At 70.3% G+C, this 25,867-nt stretch carries 16 protein-coding genes; 9 read left to right on the top strand and 7 right to left on the bottom strand.

Features of this window, described 5'->3' with window-relative positions:
* Positions 1-47: 47 nt before the first annotated feature.
* Positions 48-908 (bottom strand): 16S rRNA (adenine(1518)-N(6)/adenine(1519)-N(6))-dimethyltransferase RsmA, encoded by an 861-nt coding sequence (gene rsmA / locus Q9R33_RS06340; RefSeq protein WP_311293184.1) that lies wholly within the window; start codon positions 906-908, stop codon positions 48-50.
* 181 nt (positions 909-1,089) lie between these two features.
* Here rsmA and Q9R33_RS06335 point away from each other — a divergent pair, with 181 nt between their 5' ends.
* Positions 1,090-2,550, top strand: a complete 1,461-nt coding sequence (locus Q9R33_RS06335; protein WP_310245933.1) for a sugar porter family MFS transporter — start codon at positions 1,090-1,092, stop codon at positions 2,548-2,550.
* Positions 2,551-2,598: 48 nt separating this feature from the next.
* Positions 2,599-3,903, top strand: a complete 1,305-nt coding sequence (locus Q9R33_RS06330; protein WP_311293183.1) for an MFS transporter — start codon at positions 2,599-2,601, stop codon at positions 3,901-3,903.
* A gap of 48 nt (positions 3,904-3,951) precedes the next feature.
* Here Q9R33_RS06330 and Q9R33_RS06325 read toward each other — a convergent pair whose 3' ends face one another.
* From Q9R33_RS06325 to Q9R33_RS06310, 4 genes are all read right to left on the bottom strand, one after another.
* Positions 3,952-4,467 (bottom strand): NUDIX hydrolase, encoded by a 516-nt coding sequence (locus tag Q9R33_RS06325; protein WP_311293182.1) that lies wholly within the window; start codon positions 4,465-4,467, stop codon positions 3,952-3,954.
* Between the two features lie 23 nt (positions 4,468-4,490).
* Positions 4,491-5,402, bottom strand: coding sequence for a TatD family hydrolase (locus Q9R33_RS06320; protein ID WP_056368117.1), 912 nt, complete (start codon positions 5,400-5,402; stop codon positions 4,491-4,493).
* Positions 5,402-6,982 (bottom strand): methionine--tRNA ligase, encoded by a 1,581-nt coding sequence (gene metG / locus Q9R33_RS06315; RefSeq protein WP_311293181.1) that lies wholly within the window; start codon positions 6,980-6,982, stop codon positions 5,402-5,404. Before metG ends, Q9R33_RS06320 begins: the two co-directional genes overlap by 1 nt.
* A 102-nt stretch (positions 6,983-7,084) precedes the next feature.
* A complete protein-coding gene (locus tag Q9R33_RS06310) occupies positions 7,085-8,083 on the bottom strand; it encodes a LacI family DNA-binding transcriptional regulator (RefSeq protein WP_396654068.1) in 999 nt (332 codons plus the stop codon).
* A 212-nt stretch (positions 8,084-8,295) separates the two neighbouring features.
* Between Q9R33_RS06310 and Q9R33_RS06305 the strand changes: the two genes are divergently transcribed.
* From Q9R33_RS06305 to Q9R33_RS06280, 6 genes are all read left to right on the top strand, one after another.
* On the top strand, positions 8,296-10,314 hold the full coding sequence (locus Q9R33_RS06305) for a beta-galactosidase (RefSeq protein WP_311293179.1): 2,019 nt from the start codon (positions 8,296-8,298) through the stop codon (positions 10,312-10,314).
* 41 nt (positions 10,315-10,355) lie between these two features.
* Positions 10,356-11,585 carry a maltose ABC transporter substrate-binding protein gene (locus Q9R33_RS06300; protein ID WP_311293178.1) on the top strand — a complete coding sequence of 410 codons (1,230 nt, stop codon included), beginning with the start codon at positions 10,356-10,358 and terminating at the stop codon, positions 11,583-11,585.
* A gap of 158 nt (positions 11,586-11,743) precedes the next feature.
* Positions 11,744-13,363, top strand: coding sequence for an ABC transporter permease subunit (locus tag Q9R33_RS06295; protein ID WP_311293177.1), 1,620 nt, complete (start codon positions 11,744-11,746; stop codon positions 13,361-13,363).
* Entirely contained in the window at positions 13,363-14,283 is a 921-nt protein-coding gene (locus Q9R33_RS06290; protein ID WP_056368128.1) for a sugar ABC transporter permease, read from the top strand. The genes Q9R33_RS06295 and Q9R33_RS06290 overlap by 1 nt, the downstream gene beginning before the upstream one ends.
* 42 nt (positions 14,284-14,325) lie before the next feature.
* Positions 14,326-17,055, top strand: coding sequence for a glycosyl hydrolase 53 family protein (locus Q9R33_RS06285; protein WP_311293176.1), 2,730 nt, complete (start codon positions 14,326-14,328; stop codon positions 17,053-17,055).
* Between the two features lie 179 nt (positions 17,056-17,234).
* Complete coding sequence (locus Q9R33_RS06280) at positions 17,235-21,593, top strand: hypothetical protein (protein ID WP_311293175.1); 4,359 nt, start codon at positions 17,235-17,237, stop codon at positions 21,591-21,593.
* On the opposite strand, the gene rsmI is transcribed toward Q9R33_RS06280, so the two are convergent.
* Positions 21,566-22,384 (bottom strand): 16S rRNA (cytidine(1402)-2'-O)-methyltransferase, encoded by an 819-nt coding sequence (gene rsmI / locus Q9R33_RS06275; RefSeq protein WP_310245904.1) that lies wholly within the window; start codon positions 22,382-22,384, stop codon positions 21,566-21,568. The two genes, Q9R33_RS06280 and rsmI, sit on opposite strands and share 28 nt — an antisense overlap.
* A gap of 23 nt (positions 22,385-22,407) precedes the next feature.
* Here rsmI and Q9R33_RS06270 point away from each other — a divergent pair, with 23 nt between their 5' ends.
* Positions 22,408-23,991 (top strand): glycosyltransferase family 39 protein, encoded by a 1,584-nt coding sequence (locus Q9R33_RS06270; RefSeq protein ID WP_310245902.1) that lies wholly within the window; start codon positions 22,408-22,410, stop codon positions 23,989-23,991.
* 7 nt (positions 23,992-23,998) lie between these two features.
* Here the strand turns inward: Q9R33_RS06270 and Q9R33_RS06265 are convergent, their stop codons facing one another.
* Positions 23,999-25,849 carry a DUF255 domain-containing protein gene (locus Q9R33_RS06265; RefSeq protein WP_310245900.1) on the bottom strand — a complete coding sequence of 617 codons (1,851 nt, stop codon included), beginning with the start codon at positions 25,847-25,849 and terminating at the stop codon, positions 23,999-24,001.
* Between the last annotated feature and the right edge of the window lie 18 nt (positions 25,850-25,867).

The raw sequence follows: 25,867 nt of genomic DNA, 5'->3' as shown, positions 1-25,867 counted from the left end.
GCATGTTTCGCACGGTTCCCGACGACGCGGTGAGGATTCGCTGAATTTCAGCTTTCCGAGATGCTTCCCGCGGCGACCGCGATGCGCACGTAGTCGTCGATCGAGAGCTCCTCGCCGCGCGCGGTCGGCGCGACGTCCGCACTCTCCAGAATCGCGGATGCTGCGGCCGCCGACCCGCCGAGCACGCCGGCCGTCGCCTGCCGGAGCATCTTGCGCCGCTGCTGGAACGCGGCATCCACGATCGCGAAGGTCCGTCTGCGCAGCTCCTCATCGCCGCGCGGCTCGTCCGCGCGATGGAAGCCGACGAGCACGCTGTCGACGTTCGGCACAGGCCAGAAGACCTGGCGCGACACCGTGCCGGCAAGACGCCATGGCCCGTACCAGGCGGCCTTGACACTCGGCGCCCCGTACACCTTCGACCCGGGCGGGGCGGCGAGTCGCTCCCCCACCTCGGCCTGGACCATGACCACGCCGCGGTCGAGCGCCGGGAAGTGCTCGAGGAAGTGCAGCAGCACCGGCACGCTGACGTTGTACGGCAGGTTGGCGACGAGCACGGTCGGGTCGCCGGGCAGCTCGGTCACGCGAAGGGCATCGGCGTCGACGACCGTGAGCGCGCCGTCGGCGACGCCGTGCGCAGCGGCGGTGGCAGGCAGCCGCTCAGCCAGCCGGTGGTCGATCTCGACGGCGGTGACGGATGCCCCGGCCTCGAGGATCGCGAGGGTGAGCGATCCGAGCCCCGGGCCCACCTCGACGACGCGATCGCCCGGCTCGACCTCGGCGACGTGCACGATCTTGCGGACGGTGTTGGCGTCGACGACGAAGTTCTGCCCGAGTTTCTTGGTCGGCGTCACGTCGAGTTCGGCGGCCAGCGCGCGGATCTCGGCCGCACCGAGGAGTGTCACGGGCATGCGTTCACTGTACGGCGTGCGCCACCCAATCTCGGATCCGCAGGTGCGGATCACCGGCACGACACGCCGGTTGCGGATGCTGCCACCCGGCGTTTCTTCTCACCGGTCCGCTCGTGCGGATCCGATCTTGCGCACGCGTGCCACCTGCCGTGGCGGCGACCCGGACGCTAGCGTGACCAGCATGAACTCGACCGGATCGATCCCCGCAGACGCGTTCTCCCTCCGAAGCCCGTACGGGCGACGAGCGATCGGCCTGTCGGTCGCGGCCGCGGTCGGCGGCTTCCTGTTCGGCTTCGACTCGTCGGTGATCAACGGCGCCGTCGACTCGATCTCCCAGGACTTCGCACTCAACGACGTCATCACCGGCTTCGTCGTCGCGATCGCCCTGCTCGGCTGCGCCGTCGGCGCGATCATCGCGGGCAACCTGTCGGACCGCTGGGGGCGCCTCAGGGTGATGTTCCTCGGCGCCATCATGTTCTTCGTCAGCTCCATCGGCGCCGGACTCGCGTTCTCGGCATGGGATCTGGCGCTGTGGCGCGTCGTCGGCGGTCTGGGCATCGGCATCGCGTCGGTCGTCGCCCCCGCCTACATCGCCGAGATCGCGCCCCGCCAGATCCGCGGCGGACTGGCGTCGCTGCAGCAGCTCGCGATCACGCTCGGCATCTTCGCGGCGCTCCTGTCGGACGCGCTCCTCGCGAACTCCGCCGGCGGCGCCGACAACGTGCTCTGGTTCGGCCTGGAGGCCTGGCGCTGGATGTTCCTCGTCGGGGTGATCCCGTCCGCCGTCTACGGCATCCTGTCGTTCACCCTGCCGGAGTCGCCGCGATACCTGATCGCGAAGGGCCGGTACGACCAGGCGCGCGAGATCTTCGCCCGGCTGGTGCCGCCGGCCGACCTCGACCACACCATCCGCGACCTGCAGACCGCGATCGAGACCGACCGCAAGAACGCGGGTGTGTCGTTGCGCGGGCCGGTGCTCGGTCTTCAGCGCATCGTCTGGGTGGGCATCATCCTGTCGGTGTTCCAGCAGTTCGTCGGCATCAACGTGATCTTCTACTACTCGACGAGCCTGTGGCAGTCCGTCGGCTTCGACGAGAGCGATTCGTTCACGATCAGCGTCGTGACGTCGATCACGAACGTCCTCGTGACACTCGTCGCGATCTTCCTGGTCGACCGCGTCGGGCGCAAGCCGATCCTGCTGACGGGCTCGGTGATGATGGCGGTGTCGCTCGGCCTGATGGCGATCTCGTTCGTGTTCTCCGAGACGGACGCCGAGGGAGCGGTCACTCTGCCCGCCCCGTGGGGGCCGATCGCGCTCGTCGCGGCGAACGTCTTCGTCGTCGGCTTCGGCGCCTCGTGGGGCCCGCTGGTGTGGGTGCTGCTCGGCGAGATCTTCCCGAGCCGCATCCGCGGCAAGGCCCTGGGCGTCGCCGCGGGCGCGCAGTGGATCGCGAACTTCCTCATCACGATCTCGTTCCCGGCGATGTCGTCGTGGTCGCTGCCGCTGACGTACGGCATGTACGCCGCGTTCGCGGCGCTGTCGTTCTTCTACGTCCTGTTCCGGATCCCGGAGACCAAGGGCATGGACATCGAGCAGACGGAGACGCTGTTCCTCCGCAAGGACGCGAAGACCGCCAGCTGACGCGCCCCCGGTGAAGGAGAGGTCCGCCACTGCTCCTAGGATGGCGGGATGCCTTCGCTCGGGGAACTGATCGCACCGCGGCGCCTCGGAACGGACTTCCGGTGGCTGCTCGCGTCGTCGTGGACCAGCAACCTCGGCGATGGCATCGCGCTCGCGGCCGCTCCGCTGCTGATCGCGTCGCTCACGTCGTCGCCGGTCCTCGTGGCGGCCGGCGCCATGATGCAGTTCCTGCCGTGGCTCCTCTTCGGTCTCTTCGCAGGCGCCGTCGCCGACCACCACGACCGGCGCCGCCTCGTGATGCTGGCGAACGGCCTGCGCGCGGTGATCGTGGCCGTGCTCGTGGCGTTCCTCGTCAGCGGGCAGGCCACCGTGTGGCTGGTGCTGGCCGTGGCGTTCCTCTACGGCACCGCCGAGGTCTTCGCCGATTCGGCCGGCAGCACGCTGCTGCCGATGCTGGTCAAGCCGGCCGACCTCGGCATCGGCAACGCCCGCATGCAGGCGGGCTACCTCGTCGCGAACCAGCTCGCCGGGCCCCCGCTCGGCGCCTTCCTCTTCGCGGTGGGCTCGTTCTGGCCGTTCGTGCTGCAGGTGCTGTGCGTGGCGCTCGCGGTGCTGCTCATCTCCCGGATCGCGCGCACGCCGGCGCCCGAGCACCCGGACTCGGAGCGCGGGACCAAGGCGCACGCCATCCGCGAGGGACTGCAGTGGCTGCGCCACAACGCACCGGTGCGCACGCTCGTCATCATCATCCTGGTGTTCAACGTCACCTGGGCCGCCCCCTGGGGTGTGCTCGTGCTCTACGCCACAGAGCACCTGGGAATGGGACCGGTCGGCTACGGCGCCCTCACGACCGCGGCCGCGCTCGGCGGCATCGTCGCGATCTTCAGCTTCGGCCGGCTCGAGAAGCACGTGTCGTTCTCGACGCTCATGCGGGTGTGCCTGTCGCTCGAGGTGCTCATGCACCTGTCATTCGCCCTCACCACGTCACCGGCGGTGGCCTTCGTGATCATGTTCGGCTTCGGCCTGTACGCGTTCGTGTGGGGCACCATCTCGACGACCGTCCGCCAGCGCCTCGTGCCGATGGAGCTGCAGGGCCGCATCGCATCGGTGAACATGGTCGGCGTCTTCGGCGGCCTCGTGATCGGGCAGTTCATCGGCGGCATCCTCGCCCAGGTGTGGGGACTCACCGCTCCCTGGTGGTTCGCCTTCGGCGGCTCGCTCATCACGCTGCTGCTCGTGTGGCGGTCGATCTCCCACATCGCAGCCGCGAAACCGGTGCTGGATGACGAGTCCGCGAAGGAGGTCGCCGAGGAGGACGAACCCGGCGCGGGCGGGCTCCCGCTGATCGACTGACAACTGTCACCGCGCCGAGCCAAGGGCTTCCCGTCGAGACGCGGGACCTCACCCAAGGTGTCGGCGCGAATCCCCTGTGTCGACGAGTTCGGCCAGGCGGTCGCCCAACTGCGCGAGCCGAGGCACCCACGGGTCGGCCATCTCGCCCGCGTCGCCGCGCCGCAGCGCTTCGGCGAACGTGACCCATTCGCTCTCGCAGACCTCTTCGGGGTCGAGCACGACCGGCGGATCCCCCGGCACATGCGCGGCGTACAGATCGAACAGCGCCGTCGCCTCGACGACCCGCCCCACCAAGACCAGCTGCGCCACCTGGAGCGGCACGCCTGCCTCCTCGTGCAGTTCGCGCACCGCGCCCTCGGCGCTGGTCTCGCCCGCGAGGGCGCTTCCCGCGGGGAATTCCCACGACAGCGGGTAGTCCTTGATCGCGGCGCGCCGGGTCATCAGCACCCGGCCGTCGCCCCGCACGAGGCAGACCGAGGCGACGATGTGGAAGCGCCCGAGCGGGAAGTCAGGGTCGCCGCGGCGGTGCGTGATGCCGATCGGATGGCCGTCGGCATCCGTCACGTCCCACAGCTCGCCGTCGATGATCAGTCCTCGAACGCCCCGTAGACCTCGAGCGTGTTGGCCGCGATCTGCGCGCACAGCTCGTCGACGTCGACGCCGAGCTCGGCGGCCATGTACCGCAGCGTCACCGGGATCAGATAGGGCGCGTTCGGCCGGCCACGATGCGGGGTCGGCGTGAGGAACGGGGCATCCGTCTCGACCAGGATCCGCTCGCGCGGGATCACCGCGAGCGCATCTCGGAGGTTCTGGGCGTTGTTGAAGGTCACGTTGCCGGCGAACGACAGCCAGTAGCCGCGCTCGCCCGCGATGCGCGCCATGTCGGCGTCGCCCGAGAAGCAGTGGAAGACCGTGCGGTCCGGAGCGCCGACGCGCTCGAGCGTCTCGAGCACGGCGTCGTGCGCGTCGCGGTCGTGGATCTGCATCGCGATGCCGTGCTTCTTCGCGAGGGCGATGTGCGCTTCGAAGCTCTCGAACTGCGCGGGCCGGCCGTCCTCGTCGGTGCGGAAGAAGTCGAGGCCCGTCTCGCCGATCGCCCGCACGCGCGGCTGCGCGGCGAGCTCGTCGATCACCGCGATCGCCTCGTCGAGGCGTCCGGCGGCCTGGTATGCAGGTGCCTCGTTCGGGTGGATGGCGACTGCCGCGAGCACACGGGGGTGGGATGCTGCCGCCCACGCCGACCAGCGGCTCGAGTCGATGTCGCCTCCGGCCTGCACGACGCCGACCACGCCGACCTCGCCCGCGCGCGCGAGCTGCTCGTCGAGCGACAGGCCGACGCCGTCCTCGATCTCGAGGTGCGCGTGGTTGTCGTACACCGGCACCGCGAGCGGCTCCGGCGCCGCCGGATACGTGACGTCGCGCGACCCCTTCTCGCGGGTGCGCACGTACTGCGACGGGTCGGAACCCGCCTCGGGGTACGGAACCGGCGGTGCCGCCATCAGACCGACTGCTCGACGCGCGGGAACAGCGGCGCGAGGCCGTTCACGCTGGAGCCCGGCTTCAGCACGCCCCACGTGCCCGCCTCGCGGATCGGCTGGTCCTCGAGGCGTCCGATCGACTCGGCCGCACCGAGCGCGATCCAGAGCTTCTCGGTCGAGACGGGCATCACCGGCGACAGCAGGACCGCGAGGGCCCGCAGCCCTTCGGCGGCGGTGTAGAGCACCGTGCCGAGACGCTCGCGCTGGGCGTCGTCCTTGGCGAGCGCCCACGGCTCGTTCTCGGTGATGTACAGGTTGAGCGCGTCGACGATCGTCCAGATCGCGTGGATCGCCTCATCGATGCGGAACCGCTCGATCGCGGCGTCCGCGTGGGCGGCAGCATCCGCCACCGTCTTCTGGATGTGCAGGTCGGCGTCGGTGTACGCGCCTGCCGGGGGCACGACGCCCTCGTAGTACCGCTCGATCATCGCTGTCGTGCGCGAGGCGAGGTTGCCGAAGCCGTTCGCGAGCTCGGCCTGGTAGCGGGCGGAGAGGTCCTCCCACGAGAACGAGCCGTCCTGGCCGAACGCGATCGCCGACAGGAAGTAGAACCGGTAGGCGTCCGAGCCGAAGACGTCGGTGATCTCGGTCGGCGCGATGCCGGTGAGCTTCGACTTCGACATCTTCTCGCCGCCGACGAGCAGCCAGCCGTGCGCGAAGACGCCGCGCGGGACCTCGAGTCCTGCGGCCATCAGCATCGCCGGCCAGATGACCGCGTGGAAGCGCAGGATGTCCTTGCCGACGATGTGGTACGCCGGCCAGCGGCGGGCGAACTCCTCGGGGTCCTCGCCGTAGCCGATCGCGGTGGCGTAGTTGAGGAGCGCATCGACCCACACGTAGATGACGTGCGACTCGTCCCACGGGAGCGGGATGCCCCAGTCGAACGCCGAGCGCGAGATCGACAGGTCCTTGAGGCCGTTCTTCACGAACGACACGACCTCGTTACGCGCCGACTCGGGGCGCACGAAATCGGGAACCGTGGAGTAGAGCTCGAGCAGCTTGTCCTGGAACTCGCTGAGCTTGAAGAAGTAGTTCTTCTCCTGCAGCAGCTCGAGGGGCTTCGAGTGGATGGCGCAGACCTTCAGGCCCTCGAAGGCGCCGGTGCCGTCGACGATCTCGGACTCGGGCTTGAACTCCTCGCAGCCCACGCAGTAGAGCGCCTCGTACTCGCCGGCGTAGATGTAGCCGCGGTCGTAGATCGCCTGCACGAACTGCTGCACGCGCTCCTCGTGGCGCTGCTGCGTCGTGCGGATGAAGTCGTCGTTGGCGACGTCGAGCGTCTTCAGCAGCGGGAACCACGCCTCGGTGACGAGCTTGTCGACCCACTCCTGGGGCGTCACGTTGTTCGCCGACGCGGCGCGCATCATCTTCTGGCCGTGCTCGTCGGTGCCCGTCAGCATCCAGGTGTCGTCGCCCGCCTGGCGGTGCCAGCGCGCGAGGGTGTCGACCGCCACGGTGGTGTAGCCGTGGCCGATGTGGGGCACGTCGCTCGGATAGTAGATCGGCGTCGTGATGTAGAAGGACGAGGGGCCGGAAGTCACCCGACGAGTCTAGTCAGCGCGGATGCCCCGCCCGCCGCTGTGACCGGACGCCCTCGTCCGGACCCTCTCAGACGCCCGGATGTAACACTCGGGCGTGTCGGGTCAGGCGCTGTCTCGGACGACCAGCGTCGTCGGGAGCGTGATCGGCTCGGGCGCCGCGCCGGCGATCACGTCCAGGAGCGTCGACACCATCTCGCTGCTCAGGCGCTCCCAGGGCTGGCGCATCGTCGTGAGCGCGGGCTCATGCGTCGCGGCGAGACCGGAGTCGTCGAAACCCGCCACCGCGATGTCGTCCGGTACGCGAAGGCCGGCCTTGCGCAGCGTCGCGATGGCGCCGGCGGCCATCATGTCGCTGGCGGCGAAGACCGCGTCGATGTCGCGCGTGCGCTCCAGCAGGCGCGCCATCGCGAGAGCGCCGGACTCCTGGCTGTAGTCGCCCTCCTCGACGAGGACGGGGTCGAAGTCGTCGCCCATCTCCTCCTCGAACCCGACGAGGCGGAACTTGCCGCCCGGCGTGTCGTGGGGGCCGGCGATCATCGCGATGCGGCGGTGTCCGCGGCCGCGGAGATACCGCGTCATCTCGCGGGCGGAGGCGATCTCGTCGACCGAGACCGTCGGCACCTGGGCCTCATGACCGAGCGGGATGCCGCAGCACACGGTGGGCACGCCCGCCTCGAGCAGCTCGTCGACGAGCGGGTCGGATTCGTGGGACGAGATCAGGAGCACGCCGTCGACGTGACCGGCGCTCACGAAGTGGGCGACGTTGGCGCGCTCCGCCGGCGTGCCCGCGACCAGCAGCACGAGCGTCATGGAGCGCTGCGCGAGAGCCTCGGCCGCGCCGCGCAGGAGGAGCGCGAACGTCGGGTCCTGGAACAGCAGGTGCTGCGGCTCGGTGAGCAGGAACGCGAGCGAGCCCGCCCGCCCGGTCGCGAGGCTCCGCGCCGCGTGGTTCGCGGTGTACCCGGTGCGCCGGATCGCCTCCTCGACGGCCACCCGCGCGTCGGGCGACACCCAGTGCCCGCCGTTGATCACCCGCGACACGGTGCCGCGCGAGACGCCGGCGGCCGCCGCGACATCGCGGATCGTCGGTTTGCGTCGCACGGACGTCGTCTCCCCCACGACGAGCGACTCTACCCCCGTGACGGGGCGATTCGCGCGCCGACACGATCACGACTGTGACCGGTCACAGTTACATAACGGTTCCCGGGCCCAGCCTGCGCCGAGGCATCCGTCCGGGTAAGACTGTGACCGGTCACAGCCACCGCCGCGACCGAAGCGCACTGCACGAACTGCACCGACCCGATGGAGCGTCCATGACCTCGCCCGACCGCTGGCCCGAGATCCGGGGCATCGCCTACGGAGGCGACTACACCCCCGAGCAGTGGCCGCGAGAGGTGTGGCGCGAGGACGCCGCCCTCATGCGCGAGGCCGGCGTCAACCTGGTCAGCGTCGGGATCTTCGCCTGGGCCCTCATCGAGACGAGCGAGGGGGTCTTCGACTTCGCGTGGCTCGACGAGCTGATCGACCTGCTGCACGAGAACGGCATCTCGGTCGATCTCGGCACGCCCACCGCGTCTCCCCCGGCATGGTTCTTCGCCGACCACCCCGACGCGCACGTCGTCTCCCGCGACGGCGTCACGATGGGCTTCGGCGCACGCGGCATGGCCTCGCACGCGTCGCCCGCCTACCGTGAGGCGATCGTGCGCATCGCCTCGGCGCTCGCGGAGCGCTACGGGTCGCACCCCGCGGTCGTCATGTGGCACGTCCACAACGAGTACGGCGTGCCGGTCGGCGAGGACTACTCCGCCCAGTCGGTGCGCGCCTTCCGCGGCTGGCTTCGCGAGAGATACGGCACGCTCGACGCGCTCAACGCGGCGTGGGGCACCACGTTCTGGGGTCAGCGCTACGGCGAATGGGACCACATCGGCGCCCCGGCGGCGGCACCCTCCGTCGTCAACCCCGCACAGCGCCTGGATTTCGCCCGCTTCACCGACGCCCAGCTGCGCGCCTGCTTCGTCGCCGAGCGCGACGCGATCCGCGCCCACGCGACGCAGCCCATCACCACCAACTTCATGGCGAACCAGAGCTGGACCACCGACCTCTGGGCGTGGGCCCGCGAAGTCGACATCGTGTCGGACGACCACTACCTGTGGGCGGCAGATCCCGAGGGCGAGATCGGGCTCGCGATCGCGGCCGACCTCTCCCGCTCGGTCGGCGGCGGCACGCCGTGGATCCTCATGGAGCACTCCACGTCGGCGGTCAACTGGCAGCCGCGCAACGTCGCCAAGCGACCGGGCGAGATGGCGCGCAACTCGCTGACCCACCTCGCGCGCGGGGCCGACGCGATCCTCTTCTTCCAGTGGCGCGCGTCACGCTCCGGCGCCGAGAAGTTCCACTCGGCGATGATCCCGCACGCCGGCACCTCCTCCCGCGTCTGGCGCGAGGTCGTCGAGCTCGGCGACGCGCTCGGACGCCTCGAGGAGGTGCGCGGCTCGCGGGTCGCGGCGGACGTCGCGATCCTGTGGGACTTCGAGTCGTTCTGGGCGCAGGACCTCGAGTGGCGCCCGTCGGTCGACGTGTCGCACGCCGACCAGATCCGCGCGTTCTACGAGCGGCTGTGGCGCGACGGCATCACGGTCGACTTCGCCCTGCCCGGCCAGGACCTGTCCGCGTACAAGCTCGTGCTCGCCCCGGCGCAGTACCTGCTGAGCGCCGCGGACGCCGCGAACCTCACCCGCTACGTCGAGGCCGGCGGCACGCTCGTCGTCTCCTTCTTCTCGGCCATCGTCGACGAGAACGACGCCGTGCACCCGGGCGGCTTCGTCGCACCGCTGCGCGACGCGCTCGGCGTCGTCGTGGAGGAGTTCCTGCCGCTCCGCGAGGGCGCGCGGCACACGGTCGGATGGGCCGGCTCGACCGCGCAGACGCTCGCCGCCGACGCGTGGCAGGAGGACCTCGTCCTGCACGGTGCCGAGGTGAAGGCGACGTACGTCGACGGCCCGGGCGCCGGCAAGGCGGCGATCACGCGTCATGCGCACGGCACCGGACACGGCTGGTACATCAGCACGCGATTGGATGCCGCGAGCCTCGGCACCGTCATGTCCGACGTGTACGCCGACGCGGGGGTGGCGCCGTCGGCCCACCCCGAGGGCCTCGAGGTCGTCGTGCGCCGCGGCGAGAACGCGGACTACGCGATCGCGATCAACCACCGCGACGACGACGCCTCCCTCGCGGCATCCGGCGTCGAGCTCCTCACCGGCGCAGACGTCGACGGCGAACTCGTCGTGCCCGCCGGCGGCCTCGCGGTCGTCCGCACGCCGCACACCCCCTGACCCACCGAACCCTGCAACACCACATCACCGAAAGGGAAATCATGCGAAAGCAGATCGCACTCGGAGCGCTGGCGCTCACGGCAGCGGTCGTCCTCGCCGGCTGTGCCGGCGGAGGTTCGTCCGACAACTCCGACGACGCGGCCGACAGCAGCGCCGAGCTCGTCGTCTGGACCGACGAGGAGCGCCAGACGGCGGTCAAGGACGCGGCCAAGGCCTTCGAGGAGGAGACCGGCGCCACCGTCAAGATCGTCAAGAAGAACTTCGAGGACCTCCGCAACGACTTCATCGCGCAGGTGCCGACCGGCGAGGGCCCCGACATCACCGTCGGCGCGCACGACTGGCTGGGCGCGCTCGTCGCCGCCGGTGTCGTCGACACGATCGACCTCGGCGACAAGGCGTCGGAGTTCGAGCCCGTCGCCCTCGAGGCGATGACCTACGACGGTCAGCTGTACGCCCTCCCCTACTCGCTCGAGACCATCGCGCTCGTGCAGAACGTCGACCTCGTGGGCGCGGAGGCCCCCGCGACGTGGGACGAGATGATCCAGAAGGGCCTGGCGTCCGGCGCCGAGCGTCCGTTCGTCATCAACACCGCCGGTGAGACCGGCGACGGCTACACCATGTACGGCTTCCAGACGTCGTTCGGCGCCCCGGTCTTCGTGCAGGACGCGTCCGGCTCGTACACGACCGAGGTCGGCATGGGCGGTGCCGCGGGCGAGGCCTTCGCGACCTGGCTCGGCGCCAACGGCACCTCGGGCACCGGCTACATCTCGACGACCGTCGACTACGACATCAACAACGAGCTCTTCAACACCGGCAAGGCGCCCTACACGATCCAGGGTCCGTGGGCGATCAGCGCCTACACCGACGTGAAGAACATCGCCGTGAACCCCATCCCCTCGGCGGGTGGAGAGACGGCCGCTCCGTTCGTGGGCGTGCAGGGCTTCTACCTCAGCTCGCAGTCGAAGAACGCGCTGCTCGCGCAGGAGTTCCTCGTGAACTACCTCGGCACCGAGGAGGCGCAGCGCGCCCTCTACGAGGCCGACCCCCGCATCCCGGCGTGGTCGACGCTGGCCACCGAGGTCTCGTCCGACCCGATCATCGCGGGTTTCCTCGCTTCGGCGCAGAACGGCGTCCCGATGCCGAGCATCCCCGAGATGGGCTCGGTGTGGGACCTCTGGAACGCCGCGCAGTCGCAGATCATCAGCGGCGCCGACCCCGTGTCGACGTGGAACACGATGGTCGCCGATGTCCAGACTGCGGTCGAGGGCTGATCCCGACCGGCTGAACCCGGTCACCGCCACGGTGGCCGACATGTTCCGGGAGGCGGGTGAGTGCCTCTCCCCGCCTCCCGGATCCCAACCCCTTCCCGGATCGACCCCGTCGATCCCCCTCACGCCCGGCGATGAGGCCCCGTGACAGGAGCAGACGCATGACGGTGGACGCCCCCACCCTCCCCCAGGCGCCGGCGAAGACGCCGCCCCGCGAATCGCACGCCCGCCGCTGGCGCGGCCCCGGCTGGGGCTTCCTCGCCAAGCTCGCCCTGATGGCCCTCGTGAACGCCTTCGGCGTGATGACGCTGCTGAGCGCGTTCCGCGTCGAGTCGTGGGTCGTGTTCTCGGCGACGCTCGTGCTGCTCCTGGCCGCCGACGTCGTCTACTTCACCAAGCGCGCGCTGCCGCTCAAGTATCTGCTGCCGGGCCTGGCGTTCCTGCTCGTGTTCCAGGTCTTCATCTTCGGCTACACCGCGTACATCGCCTTCACCAACTACGGCACCGGTCACGCCGGCACCCAGGAGCAGGCGGTCGAGGCTGCGCTCATCCAGGGCGAGCGTCGCATCGAGGATTCCCCGACCTATCCGCTCTCGGTCGTCGAGCGCGTCGGCGAGGTCGGCTTCGCGATCGTCGACGAGAACGGCGACGTGCTCGTCGGCTCTGCCGAGCAGCCTCTCGAGGAGGCCCGCGGCGCCGAGGTCGGCAGCGCCGGCTCGCCCACGGAGGTCCCCGGCTGGGACGTCGTGCCGCGTGCCACGGTCATCACCGACGCCGCCTTGCAGGAGCAGATCGCGAGCCTTCGCGTGCCGGTCTCCGAAGACCCCAACGACGGCTCGATCCGCACACGTGACGGTTCTTCGGGCGCGGTCTACGAATCGACGCTGGTATGGGATGCCGAGGCCCAGACCATCACCGACACCACCACCGGCACCGTCTACACCGCGAACGACAAGGGACTGTTCGTCGCCGCGGACGGTTCGGCGCTGCCCACGGGCTGGTATGTCAACGTCGGGTTCGAGAACTTCTTCCGGCTGTTCACCGACCCCGCGCTCGCGCAGACCCTGCTGTCCGTCACCGTCTGGACGTTCGTCTTCGCGACACTGTCGGTCGTGCTGCCCTTCGCGCTCGGGCTCCTGCTCGCGCTCATCTACAACGACGCGCGCCTCAAGGGCCGCCGGTTCCTCAGAACGCTGTACATCCTCCCGTACGCGTTCCCCGCGTTCATGTCGGCGCTGCTGTTCCGCGGCATGTTCAACGCCGAGTTCGGCGTGATCAACGATCTGTTCTTCTTCGGTGCGAACATCAACTGGCTCGGGGACCCGTGGCTCGCCCGCGCGGCCGTCGTATGGGTGAACCTGTGGCTCACGTACCCGTACTACTTCCTCGTGTGCACCGGCGCGCTGCAGGCGCTCCCGCAGGACACCCTCGAAGCGGCCTCCCTCGACGGCGCCGGCCGCTCGCGGCAGCTGCGCTCGATCATCCTGCCGCTCGTGCTCGTGGCCACCGCGCCCCTGCTGATCTCGTCGTTCGCGTTCAGCTTCAACAACTTCACCGTCATTTACATGTTCAACAACGGCGGCCCGGCGATCCCGGGCGCCCCGTACGCGCTCGGGGCCACCGACATCCTCATCTCCGCCATCTACGACATCTCCGGGGTGTCGGGCGGCGCCGCGGACTACGGCCTCGCGAGCGCGTTGTCGATCCTCGTGTTCGCCGTCGTCGGCGGCATCTCGGCGATCGCGTTCCGTCAGACCCGCAAGCTCGAGGAGTTCCAGTGATGTCCACCGCCACCGATGTCGCCACGGGACCGACCACCCGCACCCCCGGCGCGCCCCGCGACCGCCGTTCCGCACGCCGACGCCGCTGGCTGCTCGAGGTCGGCTGGAAGTACCTGCTCGCCGTCGTCGTGATCTTCTACGCGATCTTCCCGCTCGTGTACGTCCTGTCGGCGTCGCTGAACCCCAACGGCACGCTCGCCGCGAGCAACGCCCTCTTCAGCGTCGTCGACCTGTCGAACTACGCCGCCCTCGGTGAGACGAGCTTCTGGACGTGGGCGGGCAACACCCTCCTCATCGGCGGCATCGCCTCGGTCGGCGCCGTGCTGATGGGCGCGGCTGCCGCGTACGCGTTCTCGCGCTTCCGGTTCTCGGGCCGCCGTGCGGGGCTCACCGGACTTCTCATCATCCAGATGTTCCCGCAGGCGCTCGCGTTCGTCGCGATCTTCCTGATGCTGCTGGGCCTCGGCGAGGTCGTGCCGGCGCTGGGCCTCAACTCCAAGATCGCGCTCATCTGCGTGTACCTCGGCGGCGCGCTCGGCGTCAACACGTTCCTCATGTACGGCTTCTTCAACACCGTGCCGATCGAGATCGACGAGTCCGCCAAGATCGACGGCGCATCCCACGCCCAGATCTTCTGGCGGCTGATCTTCCCGCTCGTGACCCCGATCCTCGCGGTCGTCGCGCTGCTGGCCTTCATCGCGGCGTTCGGCGACTACATCATCGCCAAGATCGTGCTCGTCTCGGAGGAGAACTGGACCCTCGCGGTCGGCATGTACCAGTGGGTCTCGAACCAGCTCGCCTCCAACTGGGGCCTGTTCGCCGCCGGCGCGGTGATCGCCGCGATCCCCGTGCTGGTCCTGTTCCTGTCGCTGCAGCGCTACATCGTCGGCGGCCTCACCGCGGGGTCCGTCAAGGGCTGAGCCTCAGCCCACCCCTGGATCAACGTCGATCGGAGAACCCACGTGTCCCACCACCCTCGATCCGCGCGCCTTGCGGCGGTCGCGGCATCCCTCGCCCTGGTCATCACCGGGCTCGCGGCGGCCCCCGCCGCCGCAGACGACGGCCCTGTCGAGGCCGGCATCACCGTCCCCAAGGTCGAGAACCTTCCGGCAGACTTCATCAGCGGCGTCGACGTGTCGTCGGCGATCGCGCTCGAGGAGTCCGGCGTCGTGTTCCGCGACGCAGCCGGGCGGCCCGCCGACCTGTTCGACGTCCTCGCCGACGCCGGCGTCACCGACGTCCGCGTGCGCGTGTGGAACGATCCGTTCGACGCCGCCGGCAACGGATACGGCGGCGGTGACAACGACGTGGCCCACGCCGTCGAGATCGGCAAGCGCGCGACGGATGCCGGACTCGGCGTACTCGTCGACTTCCACTACTCCGACTTCTGGGCCGACCCCGCGAAGCAGCAGGCGCCGAAGGCCTGGGCGTCAATGACCGTGGCGCAGAAGACCGTCGCGGTGACCGCCTTCACGACGGATGCCCTCGAGGAGCTCAAGACCGCGGGCGTCGACGTGCAGATGGTGCAGGTCGGCAACGAGACCAACAACGCGGTCGCCGGCGTCAGCGGGTGGGACGGCATGGCGCAGATCTTCTCCGCCGGATCCGCGGCCGTGCGCGCGGTGTTCCCCGACGCCCTCGTCGCGGTGCACTTCACCAACCCCGAGTCCAGCGGGCGCTACGCCGGCTACGCGGCGAACCTCGCGTCACGCGGCGTCGACTACGACGTGTTCGCCTCCAGCTACTACCCGTACTGGCACGGCACCGTCGCGAACCTCACCGCAGTGCTCGAGAACGTCGCCGATACGTACGGCAAGAAGGTCATGGTGGCCGAGACCTCGTGGGCGTACACGCTCGAGGACGGCGACGGCCACGGCAACGTCATCGACCTCCCCGCGGAGGCCACGCAGTACCCGGTCAGCGTGCAGGGGCAGGCCGACGCCGTGCGCGACGTGATCCAGGCGGTCGCGAACGTCGGCTCCGCCGGCATCGGCGTCTTCTACTGGGAGCCCGCGTGGCTGCCCGTCGGACCGCCTTCCGCACTCGACGCGAACAAGGCGCTGTGGGAGACGCACGGGTCGGGCTGGGCCTCCAGCTACGCCGGCGAGTACGACCCCGATGACGCCGGCCAGTGGTACGGCGGGTCCGCGTGGGACAACCAGGCGCTGTTCGCGCACGACGGCACACCGTTGGAGTCGCTCAACGTCTTCGCGTACGCCCGCACCGGCGCGGTCGCGCCGCGGGAGGTCACCGCGGTCGCGCCGGTGAGCCTCACCCTCGCGGAGGGCGATGCGGTCATCCTGCCCGCCACCGTGACGGTGTCGTACAACGACGGCTCGTCCGAGACGCAGCCGGTCACATGGTCTGACACCGCGAAGTGGATCGACGGCCCCGGCACGTACACGATCTCAGGCGTCACCGCGTCGGGGCTCGCGGCGACGGCCACGGTCGTGGTCGCACAGGCGAACCTGCTGCGCAGCCCCGGCTTCGAAGGCGACAACAGCGCCTGGACGAAGACCGGCGCAGGCCTCACCGTCGGCGCGTGGGACGACCCGCGCACCGGTGCGCACTCCGCGCACTTCTGGGCCGCGAACGCGTACTCCTTCACCTTGTCGCAGCGCGTGGACGGCGTCCCGGCCGGATCCTACGTCGTGCGCGGCGCACTGCAGGGCGACGGAGAGGATGCCGCGAGCAGCGTGCGCCTGAGCGTCTCGAGCGCGTCGGGCGAGGCATCCATCCCCTTCTCGATGGACGGGTGGCGCAACTGGTCGGTGCCGACCACCGCACCGATCGAGGTCCCCGCGGGCGGCAGCGTGACCGTCACCGTCACCGCGGCCCTCTCGGGCGGCGCGTGGGGCACTGTCGACGATGTCGAGCTCGTGCGTGCCGCGCCGACCGGTGTCGACACCTCCGCCCTCGCCGCGGCACTCGCGGACGCTGAGGCCATCGACCTGTCCGCTCACATGCCCGCGACGGCGGATGTGCTGCAGGCAGCGATCGAGCGGGCGCGGATCGTGCTGTCGGCGGATGCCCCGTCCCGCACCGCGGTGGACGGCGCGACGACCGCCCTGGCCGACGCTGTCGACGGGCTCCTGGTGCTCGACACGGCCGCCAGAGCCCCGGGCCGCGGCATCCTGTCGCACGACAACGGGTGGGACACCGGCCTGAAGGACGGTGCGTACACCGTGCGCATGAACCTCTGGTGGGGCGAGAACGCGACGAAGCTGCGCGTGTTCGAGAACGGCGAGCGCATCGCCACCGTGGCACTCGGGTACGGTGGCGTCGGCGCGCAGTCGGCCGAGATCCCGGTCACCGGGAAGAAGAACGGCGTGTACGTCTACACCGGCGAGCTCGTGAACTCGCAGGGCAGCACCGCGCTGCAGCCCGTCACCGTCACGGTCACCGACGCGTCCCCCGCGAAGCCCGTGCTGAGCCATGACAACAAGGACGGCGACGGCACCTACGCGCTGACCGCCGATCTGTGGTGGGGCACGAACGCGACGACCTACCGCTTCTACGAGGGCGACACCCTCGTGGGCGAGGGCGCGCTCGTCGCGGCGACGCCGGGCGCGCAACGTGCGACGCTCTCCGTCACCGGCGCCACGCGTGGCACGCACACCTACCGCGTCGTCTTCGCGAACGACGCCGGCGCCACCACGAGCAAGGACCTCGCCGTCACCGTGCGCAAATAGCGCCGGTCGCGGATCGTTTTCCGCGGTGCAGGAGCACGGATGCCGGGGGTCGCGCCGAACCCCGGCATCCGGTATGTTCGCCCTCAAGTCGATGATCCGTGCGCTCTCGCGGGTCTCGACGGGAGGCTGTGGGGGCCTCGGCGCCTGGCGACGGCCCTTTTCCTGGGGAGGAAAGCGCCATGTCGCGTGCTCGTGTGATCTCGCTGGTCGGAATCGGAGCGCTCGTCGGCGCCCTGCTGGTGCCCTTGGCCGGAGCCGGGGCGGCCTCGGCCGCCACGCTCCAGCCCTCAGGACTGCAGACGGGATTCCAGCTCGACGGCGACAAGGCCGGAGGCACCCCGCCGACCAGTTTCGACTGGGACTCGTTCTTGACGACCCCCGTACCCGACGGCAGCTACACCTTCACCCCGACCGGGCCGTACACGACGGCGACCGGGCTGTCGTCGACCGGCATCCTGGATGCCACGTTCGGCTGGGACAACGGAAGCCTCGACGGCGCGTGCCCCGCGACCGCGCCCGATGCGACGGGGTCGCCGGGTTCCCAGATCCCCGACACCATTCCGTGGGCGCCCGGTAGCGCCAATGTCAACGACAAGGGCAACATGTGCAGCACGGGAGCTGCGTACGAGGTGGTCGTCGATGCGCAGGGTGCCCGCCACGCGATCCTCTACTCCTACTGGACGCGCCTCGTCGGCAACGGGAGCCTGAGCCTCCTCCAGAACCTCGAGGGTCCCGCCGCCGGCCGCTGCGACGACGTGCTCGTCGTCTTCGATTACGAGGCCAATCTCGGGACCGTCACCGTGCACTTCCGCCGGTGGACGCCGAACGCGAACGACGGATGCGCGAACCCGAACGGCGCCGGACAATGGCTGCCCACCGGGCAGGCCATCGACTTCGCCTACGCCGTCGGCGTGCGCACCGAGGGGCCGATGCCCGTCGGCAACCAGCCGCAGGCGACGTTCGGCGAGTTCGCCGTCGACCTCACCACGGCCGGCCTGTTCAACCCCGACTCCTGCACCACGTTCGAGGTGTCGACCGAGCTCTCCCGCACCGGATCCGATTTCGGCGCGCAGACGCAGGATTACCTCGACGCCGCCGACCCGCTCGTGCTCTCGAACTGCGGTTCGCTGAGCGTCACGAAGGACGTCGTGCCCGCCGGCTACGAGTCGGACGACCGCTTCGGCTATCGCGTCGACCGCGCGAGCGGCGGCATCGTGCTGCCTGACACGGATGCCAGGCAGATCGTCGATGACCTCGGCATCGGCGAGACCGACACCTTCCAGAACGTGCTCGGAGCGACGGACTACCGGCTCGCGGAGACGGTCGCCGACCCGTGGCAGCAGCAGTCGGCCGTCTGCACGACCGCGCAGCCAGGCACCGGTGAGCCGGTGGAGTTCGTGCTGACCAGTCCAAGCGACCCGTTCACCGTCTTCCCGAACACGCAGACCGACTGCGTCATCACCAACGCCACCTCGACCGTGACCGTGACGAAGCAGACGCTGCCCGACGGGTCGCCGCAAGAATTCGACTTCACCGTCGGCGCGAACTCGACGACGCTCACCGACGGGGAGAGCGTCACGTACGCGTTCACGCCGGGCACCACGGTGGTCATCGGCGAGACCATCCCCGACGGGTGGATGGACAGCCCCGACATCACCTGCTCCGACGAGAATGCGGTCATCACGCCGACGACCGCGAGCGCACAGGTGACCACCGTGGCCGGGCAGGACATCTCCTGCACCTTCACCAACACGCAGCTGGGCAACATCGTCATCAGCAAGGAGGCCTTCGGCACTGCCGACGGCCTCGTCTTCGACTTCACCGGCACCTGGACGACCGGATCTCCGGCCCTCCCCGACGACGGCGACTTCTCCATCACCGCCGAGACCGGAGACGGCACGAACTACTACGCGTCCTTCGAGGGTGTCGAGCCCGGGAACTACACGGTGGCCGAGCTGCCGAACCAGCACGGCACCGTCCTGGGGTCGCTGATCTGCACCATCGGCGGCCAGGACGTCGACTTCGACGTCGCCTCCGCGAACTTCGACCTCGCCCCCGGTGACACCGTCACCTGCTACTACGCGAACGTCATGCCGGGGCGGATCCTCGTCGTCAAGTCCACGGATCCGTTCGAGTACGACCAGGACTTCGATTTCGTCTTCACGCCCGCGGACGGCGAGCAGGTGGACTTCACGCTGAACCCGCTGCCCGGACAGGCGACATGGGACAGCGGGACGCTCGATCCCGGGCAGTACGACATCTCGGAGCTGCTCGACGTGCCCGGCTGGGAGCTCACCGACATCGTCTGCGACACGAGCGCCGGCACCACGTGGACGCCGAGCCTGAGTGACGGCGCCGTCACCGTCGACCTCGCCGCAGCGGGCGTGGCCGAATGCGTGTTCACCAACACGGCCGAGCCGGTCTCGCTGCAACTGGAGAAGACCGCGGTCGGCGTCGCCGACGGCTTCCCCTGGTCGTTCGACTTCGAGCTGACCGATGAGAGCACGGGCGACGTGCGCGTCATCACGCTGACGTCGGAGAGGCCGTCCATCGAGGTCACCGACATCGTGCCCGGAGCGGACTACAGCCTCGTCGAGGTCGCGAAGGAGGGCTGGGCCGGAACGCTCGACTGCGAAGTGGTCGACAACCGTGCTGCCGACGACGGCTGGCAGTTCAATCTCCAGCCGGGCACGTCGTTCTCCTGCTCCGCCGAGAACACGGCGGCGCCGGCATCCGTCTCGGTCACGAAGACCGTCACCGGCGTGACCGACGACTACGAGTGGTCGTTCCCGTTCGCGCTCACGCCGTCGGATGGCGTGACGCCGGAAGGCGGCGAGCAGTCGATCTCGGGCACCGGCGAGAGCTCGGAGACGGCGACCTGGACGGGCCTGCTCGCGGGAGAGATCTACACGATCACCGAGCTGCCGGTCCCGGGCTGGGTGCAGGGAACGCTGACCTGTGCCGGGTTCGAGGGCGACATGGACGAGGACCCGGCCTCCTTCACCTTCATGGCTGAACCGGGCGCCGAGATCAGCTGCGAGATCGAGAACACCCCCGAGCCGATCGACATCACCATCTTCAAGGCGGCGCGCGGCGGCGATGCCACGTTCCAGTACGTCCTCACACCGCTCGACCCCGCCGGCGAGGCGATCGTGTCGTCCGTCGTCACCGAGGGAGGCTTCGGCACCGCCACCTTCACGGGTCTCACCGCGCGCGGGCTCTACTCGCTCGCCGAACGCGATCTGCCGGGGTGGATCGAGGGCCCGCTGTCCTGCACCGTCGCCCACGCCGACGGCGAGGTCGACGCCCTCGACATCGCCGGGTTCCGCGTGGAACCCGGTGACCAGATCGAGTGCGAGATCGAGAACTTCGCGGTCGGCCGCATCGTCGTGGTCAAGAACGTCGAAGGCGCCGATGGCGTGTTCGACTTCACGGGCACGTGGCTCGATCCGGAGGACTTCTCGATCGAGACGTCCGGGGGCACCGGCTCCGCCACGTTCGAAGAGCTCGCACCCGGCGAGTACGAGGTGAGCGAGGTCACGCCTGCGGGCTACGACAACACCGATCTCGTCTGCGTCGACGGCCGCCCGCTGGGCGGCGAGTCGACGGTGGACGGGCTCGTCGGGTCGATCGTGCTCGATCCGGGCGAGACGGTCGTCTGCACGTTCACGAACACGGAGTGGGGCTCACTCATCGTCGACAAGGCGACGCTGCCCGCCGGCTCGACGCAGGAGTTCGACTTCGAGTGGGGTCCCGACGGCGAGGCGTTCACGCTCACCGATGAGGCCGACCCGTACTCGACGGGACTCATCGCCCCCGGCTCGTACACCGTCACCGAGACGAGCGAACTCGAGCGCTGGCTGCTCGACGACATCGAGTGCGTCGGGTCGGACGGCGACCCGGTGATCGAAGGGGCATCGGTGTCGGTGGAGGTGCCGCTGCGGGCCGCCGTGTACTGCACGTTCGTGAACGCGTATCTGGCCCCGCTCGAGATCGAGAAGACCGTGACATCGGGGCCGACGAAGCAGGCGGACGGCACATTCGCGATCGCGTACTCGGTGACCGTCACGAATCCGGGCGCACTCACCGACACCTACGACCTCGACGACGAGCTCCGCTTCGGGAGCGGCATCACCGTCGTCTCGGCCGGCGTCTCGTCCGTCGAGGGTCTTCCGGTCAACGCCGGATGGGACGGCCTCACCGATCTGCGGATCGCCACCGGCATCACGATCGACGGCGGCCTGACCCACACCTACGACGTGAAAGCCACGGCGCGGGTGTCGTCGACGATCACCACCGATCAGGCGGACTGCACGACCGGATCCGACGCGGAGGGCACCGGGCTCCTCAACGCGGCGACGGTGCTCTTCACGGGCGGGGACGCCACCGCGACGGCCTGCGCGCCGGTGCCGGCGGTCCTGCCGCCGACGGGCGTGACCCTGACCGCACTGTGGGTGGGTCTCACGATGCTCGCGGGCGGCGTCATCCTGTTCGTGATCCGCCGGCGGCGCTACCCGCGGACGGAGAGCGCGGCCTGATAGAGCTCGCGGCTGGAGTGTCCGGTGAGTCCGGACACTTCGGCCGCGGCCTCTTTCAAGCGCGTGCCGCCGCGGACGAGCTCGAGCACCTGGGTCACCGCATCGGGGAACGCGACGCCGCGCGGAGGCGCTCCTTCCACGACGATCACGAGCTCACCGCGGACGCCGCCCTCGGCCCACGCGGCGAGCTCGGCGAGGGTGCCGCGCGCGACCTCCTCGTGCAGCTTCGTCAGCTCCCGGCAGACCGCGCCGCGACGTTCGTCGCCGAATGCGGCCGCCATGTCGGCGAGCGTCGCCGCGACGCGCGACGGCGCCTCGAAGAAGACCATGGTGCGCGGCTCGGTGCTCAGCGCGCGGAACTCCGCCCCGCGCTCCCCCGCCTTGCGGGCCACGAAGCCCTCGAACGTGAAGCGGTCGGTGGGCAGCCCTGAGACGGCGAGCGCCGTCACGACCGCGCTCGGCCCGGGGATCGCCGTGACGTCGACGCCGGCCGCCGCGGCAGCCGCGACGAGGCCGTAGCCGGGGTCGCTCACCGTGGGCATGCCCGCATCGCTCAGCACGAGCACGTCCTGCTCGCGCGCGAGCTCCACGAGCTCGGGCGCCCGCTCCTTCTCGTTGTGATCGTGCAGCGCGATCAGCCGCGGGCGGTTCGCGATGCCGAGTGCGGCCAGCAGACGCTGGGTCGTGCGGGTGTCCTCCGCGGCGACGACGGTCGCCGCCTCGAGGGCCTCGACGAGCCGGCGGGACGCGTCCCCGAGGTTTCCGATCGGGGTCGCCGCGAGGATGATCACCCCCTCAGCCTAAACTTGACCGGGTGACGGATGCCCCGCGGCTCGAGGCCGACCAGCCCGCCGCGCCGCTGAACCCCCCGGCACGACCGAGCCTGTACGACCGCTTCGCCCGCCGGCTGAGCGAGGACGCGCGCGCTCGGCGACTGTATCGGTGGCTCGGTCCTGCGGTCGTGCTGGTGATCGCCGCGGTCCTGCGGCTGTGGAACCTCGCCGCGGCGCACGACCTCATGAACCAGTTCGACGAGACGTACTACGTCAAGGACGCCTGGACGCTGCTCAACCTCGGGTACGAGGCATCCTGGCCCGCTGGCGCCAACGAGAGCTTCCTCTCGGGCGATGTGAACGTGTTCACGACCGATCCGTCGTTCGTCGTTCATCCGCCGCTCGGCAAGTGGATCATCGCGCTCGGCATGGCGGTGCTCGGCCCCGACTCGGGCTGGGGCTGGCGCATCACGACGGCGCTCCTCGGCATCGCGTCGGTGCTGCTGCTCATGCTCATCGCGAAGCGACTCACCCGCTCGACCACGTTCGCCGTCGTGGCGGGGCTCCTCATGGCGGTCGACGGCCTCGCCGTCTCGATGAGCCGCATCGCACTGCTCGACACGTCGCTGATGTTCTTCGTGCTGCTCGCCGTCCTGTTCGTGCTGCGCGACCGCGAGCGCACGATGACGCGCATCGCCCAGACGGTCGCGGCGCGCTACGACGGTGACACGCCGCCCTCCTGGGGACCCGTCCTGTGGAACCGGCCCTGGATCATCGCCGCGGGCGCCGCGCTCGGGGCGGCCAGCGCGGTGAAGTGGTCGGGCGCGTGGGTGCTCGCCGGCCTCGGGGTCTACCTGGTCGTCACGGACGCGCTGGCCCGACGCCGCGCGGGCGTGCTGTTCTGGCCGACGGATGCGGTGCGCCAGGGTCTCGCGACGTTCGTGCTGTTCGTCCCGGTGGCTCTCGTCGTCTACGTCGCGTCGTGGTCGGGATGGCTGTTCAGCTCGGGAGGCTACGACCGCCAGGCCGGGAGCAACCCCCTCCAGAGCCTCTGGATCTACCACGTCGCGATGTACAAGTCGACCGCCGGCATCACGTCGGGGCACTCCTACGCGAGCCCCGCATGGCAGTGGCCGCTGCTGTGGCGTCCCACCGGCGTGTACTACCACCACGATGCGCTGGGCGTGAACGGCTGCACCGCGCCGAGCGGCTGCGTGGACGTGATCTCCACGATGCCCAACCCGCTGATCTGGTACGCCGGGGTGGCCGCTGTGCTGTACCTCGCGTACCGATTCGTGGTGGCGCGCGACTGGCGCTACGCCCTCGTGCTCACCGGTGTCGCCGTCACCTATGTGCCGTGGCTGTTCCTGCCCGAGCGCACGATCTTCCAGTTCTACACGGTGCTGGTCCTGCCGTTCATGCTGCTCGCGCTCACGTTCGCCCTCAAGGACATCGCCGGTCCCCCCTCGGCGGACTCCTACCGCCGGCTCACGGGTCAGCGCCTCGTGCTGGTCTTCCTCGTCGTCGCGCTCGCGCTGTCGGCGTTCTGGTACCCGATCATCTCCGCGATGACCGTGCCCTACGACTTCTGGCACCTGCACATGTGGATCACCAGCTGGGTGTGACCCTCTCTCAGGCCTGCAGGTCGGCGACCTCGGTCACCGGCAGCCGGCACGCGAAGTCCCGGCAGTCGTACGCGGTCGGGCGTCCGTCGCGCCGCCCCTTCTCGGCGAACAGCTCGAATCCCGCTTCAGCCCACGAGAGCGACTGCTCCGGCGACACGATGGCCACGACATCGGCACGGATGCTGCGCGCCGCCGTCGCGAGCGCGGCTCGGGCATCGTCCGTGACGACGACGACCTGCCGGGGCGGCTCGGCGAGGCCGGCGGCGACCCGCAGGAGCGCGCCGTACGCGAGCGGCTGGGCGAGGGCTGCGGGCGCGTGGGCTGCGACGAGCAGCTCGGCGATCGACCGATAGCGGTCTCCGGCGCCCAGCGCCCAGAGCGCCGCGGCGGCCGCCGCGACAGACGCGGCCCCGGACGGCTCATCGGCGTCGGAGGCGGTGTCCGGCGCACCGATCCCCTGCCGGGACAGCACCGGATCTCCCCCGCCGGGGACGGCGACGCGGTGTTCCTCGTGGACGCATGCGTCGATCAGCTCCCGCGCCCGCACGGCGTAGGCGACCTCCCCCGTGGCGACGGCGAGGGAGATGAGCCCCGTGGCGAGCTGGCCGTGGTCGGCGAGCGTCGCGTGCGCGCGCGACGGCACCTCGTCGAGGGAGGCGCGCAGCAGCCGGCCGTCCGGGGTGACGTTCACCTCGAGGACGGCGTCCGCCGCCCAGCGCGCCGACTCGATCCACGACGGCTCGTCCAGCCGTGCGCCGGCGCGCGCGAGCGCTCCGATCGCGAGGCCGTTCCAGCCGCTCACCACCTTGCCGTCGACGGCCGGGGGCTCGAGACCGGCCCGGGCCGCGGCATCCCGTCCGTAATAGCCGCCCTCGCTGCGGGCACCGTCGATCCAGGACTCCGAGTCCTGCGCGGCGCCGAAGCCGCCGCCCGGCTGCTGCAGCACGTCGCGCAGGAAACCGGCGATGCCGCGAGCGACGTCGTCGCGGGGCACAACCGCGTCCATCGCGACATCGAGCAGCTGAGCGTTGTCGGTCAGCATCCGCTCGTAGTGCGGCACCGTCCAGTCGGGCCGGGTCGCGTAGCGGAAGAAACCCCCCTCGACCGCATCGCGCAGCGGCGAGGCTGCCATCGCGCCGAGGGCACGGTCGGCGACGGCGGATGCCTCGGGGGCGTGCTCGCGGATGATCCGTGCCTGCAGGAAGCGGAGCGCCGTGGCGACGGGGAACTTCGGGGCGCCGGCGGCGGGATCGCCGAACCCGCCGTGCCGCGGATCCTCCCGACCCGCGAGGGCGCGTGCGGCGCCGATCAGGTCCTCGGCGGACGGCGTCGTCGCTTCCGAGGCGGGCGTGGAGTCGCGGACCTCCGCGAGAGCACCGGCGACGGCATCCGCCGTCTCGTCGATCTGCTCGCGCCGCTCGGTCCACGCCTCGTGCACCGCGGCGAGAACCTGCCGGAACGCCGGCATGCCGGCGCGCGGCTGCGGCGGGAAGTAGGTGCCGGCGTAGAACGGCCGCCCCTCAGGCGTCGCGAACACGGTCAGCGGCCAGCCGAGGCTCGGCGAGAACGCGGAGGCTGCGGCCATGTAGGCGGCGTCGACCTCGGGGTGCTCCTCGCGGTCGACCTTGATCGACACGAAGCCGGCGTCGAGCTCGGCGGCGGTCGTCTCGTCCTCGAACGACTCCCGGGCCATCACATGGCACCAGTGGCATGTCGAGTAGCCGATCGACACCATGACCGGCACGTCCCGGCGTCGTGCCTCGGCGAACGCCTCCTCGCCCCACGGAAACCACGCGACCGGATTGCCCGCGTGGGCTCTCAGGTACGGGCTCGTCGCTTCCGCGAGGCGAGGGTTCACGGCATCCGCTCCCGCTCG

The organism is Microbacterium sp. PRC9 (genome assembly GCF_031844125.1).
Lineage (GTDB): Bacteria > Actinomycetota > Actinomycetes > Actinomycetales > Microbacteriaceae > Microbacterium.
The sequence above is the reverse complement of the archived record's forward strand: the minus strand, read 5'-3'. Positions and strand labels throughout refer to the sequence as shown.